Here is a 1,967-nt window from a genome sequence, read left to right on the forward strand (position 1 = left end):
GTCTGGTGGTGATAGCGGAGGGGAACCACCCGTTCCCATTCCGAACACGGAAGTTAAGCCCTCCAGCGCCGATGGTACTTGGGGCGGGAGCCCCTGGGAGAGTAGGACGCTGCCAGGCAGGTTTTTCTCCTCTATAGGCAACGCGGAGAGGTGTCCGAGCTGGCCGAAGGAGCACGATTGGAAATCGTGTAGGCGGGCAAAACCCGCCTCGAGGGTTCGAATCCCTCCCTCTCCGCCATTTTCATGCCGACTTCTGGATAACAGGAGTCTTTTTTCAACAATTTGAAAACGAGGAATCCGGTTGACGGATCCCCCTTCACTGTGTTAGGATAATTTTCGCCTTGGTTCGGTAGCTCAGTTGGTAGAGCAGAGGACTGAAAATCCTCGTGTCGGCGGTTCGATTCCGTCCCGAACCACCATCATGCCGATGTAGCTCAATTGGTAGAGCAACTGACTTGTAATCAGTAGGTTGGAGGTTCGAGTCCTCTCATCGGCACCACTGGTTGTGGAGGGGCGTAGTTTAATGGCAGAACAGAGGTCTCCAAAACCTCCAGTGTGGGTTCGATTCCTACCGCCCCTGCCAATCACTTCCGGAATTCTTGGTCAATCCGGGTTTCAAGCTCACGAAGTGCTGATTGTGCCCTGTCGATCCATTTCTCAGCGACAGGAGCGTCCTTGACAGCCGGTTCTTGGAACTGGTCGATCAAGCCGGAAAAGGTACCGGTGTCGGCATTGTCGTCCGGTCCGGCTTGGTATTCGTGACGCAGCACAAAAGGCCGGCCGAGCTTGACGGTGGCGTTGGAGTCACCGATTCGCCCTTTGACAGAGGAAACAGGAATGCGCAAATAAGACTGATGCGCATCTGATTCCCAGTCTAGGGCTTTGTCAAAGTAACCGTGGTCATATTCATACGCACCGCCCAGTTGGAACCCTTCTTTATCAAGCAGGGATTCCACGTCGGCATAACGTCCCTGTAGGTTTTCGATGACGGGTGAGTGTAACGGGATCATGGATACCCCTCCTTTCACATTAGTGTGCGACAGGATACTGTCGATCATGCGACAAGGCGGCATAGCCAAGTGGTAAGGCAGAGGACTGCAAATCCTTTACCCCCGGTTCGAATCCGGGTGCCGCCTCCAAAATCTAGAAAAAAATTTCTTCAAAAAAAGGATTGACATCATAAACAAGCTATAATAAAATAAATGATGTCGCCGCTGATTGAAAGACAAAAACGAAACACGCGGACGTGGCGGAATTGGCAGACGCGCAAGATTCAGGATCTTGTGGTCGCAAGACCGTGGGGGTTCAAGTCCCTTCGTCCGCACCAACCATGTGCCCTTAGCTCAGCTGGATAGAGCGTCTGACTACGAATCAGAAGGTCGGGAGTTCGAATCTCTCAGGGCACGCCAACAAAGCAAAACCACCATCCACATGGATGGTGGTTTTGCTTTGTTGGTAATGATTCTCTAAAGCATTTCTGGCTTGAACTTCCCACCATGGCTAGCTATTTCATACGATTCGATTGCTTCGCCTGTTCAATTACAGAAAAAGTCGCCTGAACGCCCACGGTTTCAAATGTGGGATGAAAGGCGGCGTTGCTCGGTGCCTTCTGAAGAGGGCGTTTAGAGCAACATTTTTTGTTTTTTGTTGTTGCTTATTAATAAAATACTGATAAAACCAAAACCATGGGACAAGGCACGAATTTAATCACTTGTCTCATTTGCCCAGCTTGTGGATACGCTCATTCTTTGTTAGTACGGCTGGAAACGTTTCAAGAGAAACGATCCAGCGATATGTGGAAGAACAAAAGAAAAGGGGGTGAATGGATGCCCACCATCACACTCAAGCTAGAACTATTCAAACCAACCAAATTAAAACAAGCCATGTATGAACGAATGACACAGATCAACACGGAGTTTGCAAACTGGCTCTTGCTTCATCCCGACGTGAACAAGGCGACCAGCAAG

General features: G+C 50.1%; 1 protein-coding gene, 7 tRNA genes, 1 rRNA gene and 2 pseudogenes. 10 read left to right on the plus strand and 1 reads right to left on the minus strand.

Annotation, left to right across the window (positions count from 1 at the left end):
* Position 1: 1 nt before the first annotated feature.
* The 5 genes from rrf to NWF35_RS03450 all read left to right on the plus strand — a co-directional run bounded on the left by rrf (position 2) and on the right by NWF35_RS03450 (position 583).
* Positions 2 to 118 (plus strand): 5S ribosomal RNA (gene rrf, locus NWF35_RS03430).
* 26 nt (positions 119 to 144) lie between these two features.
* Positions 145 to 238: transfer RNA gene (locus tag NWF35_RS03435), tRNA-Ser, on the plus strand.
* Between the two features lie 105 nt (positions 239 to 343).
* A tRNA-Phe gene (locus NWF35_RS03440) sits at positions 344 to 419 on the plus strand.
* A gap of 4 nt (positions 420 to 423) precedes the next feature.
* Positions 424 to 499, plus strand: a tRNA-Thr gene (locus NWF35_RS03445).
* Between the two features lie 10 nt (positions 500 to 509).
* Positions 510 to 583: transfer RNA gene (locus tag NWF35_RS03450), tRNA-Trp, on the plus strand.
* A gap of 1 nt (position 584) precedes the next feature.
* Here the strand turns inward: NWF35_RS03450 and NWF35_RS03455 are convergent.
* On the minus strand, positions 585 to 1,010 hold the full coding sequence (locus tag NWF35_RS03455; protein WP_301237692.1) for a YugN family protein: 426 nt from the start codon (positions 1,008 to 1,010) through the stop codon (positions 585 to 587).
* A 55-nt stretch (positions 1,011 to 1,065) separates the two neighbouring features.
* Between NWF35_RS03455 and NWF35_RS03460 the strand changes: the two genes are divergently transcribed.
* The 5 genes and pseudogenes from NWF35_RS03460 to NWF35_RS03480 form a co-directional block, all read left to right on the plus strand.
* Positions 1,066 to 1,139: transfer RNA gene (locus tag NWF35_RS03460), tRNA-Cys, on the plus strand.
* 101 nt (positions 1,140 to 1,240) lie between these two features.
* A tRNA-Leu gene (locus NWF35_RS03465) sits at positions 1,241 to 1,327 on the plus strand.
* Positions 1,328 to 1,332: 5 nt separating this feature from the next.
* A tRNA-Arg gene (locus NWF35_RS03470) sits at positions 1,333 to 1,409 on the plus strand.
* 284 nt (positions 1,410 to 1,693) lie between these two features.
* A pseudogene (locus tag NWF35_RS03475) lies at positions 1,694 to 1,822 on the plus strand (transposase); the annotation flags it as partial.
* 4 nt (positions 1,823 to 1,826) lie between these two features.
* Positions 1,827 to 1,967 (plus strand): annotated as a pseudogene (locus NWF35_RS03480) (RNA-guided endonuclease TnpB family protein); the annotation flags it as partial.

Origin of the sequence: Polycladomyces subterraneus (assembly GCF_030433435.1) — a bacterium.
Lineage (GTDB): Bacteria > Bacillota > Bacilli > Thermoactinomycetales > JIR-001 > Polycladomyces > Polycladomyces subterraneus.

What these genes read in the sequence shown, in the direction of transcription:
- NWF35_RS03455 (WP_301237692.1), bottom strand. Translation starts at nt 1,010, where the DNA reads ATGATCCCGTTACACTCACCCGTCATCGAAAACCTACAGGGACGTTAT.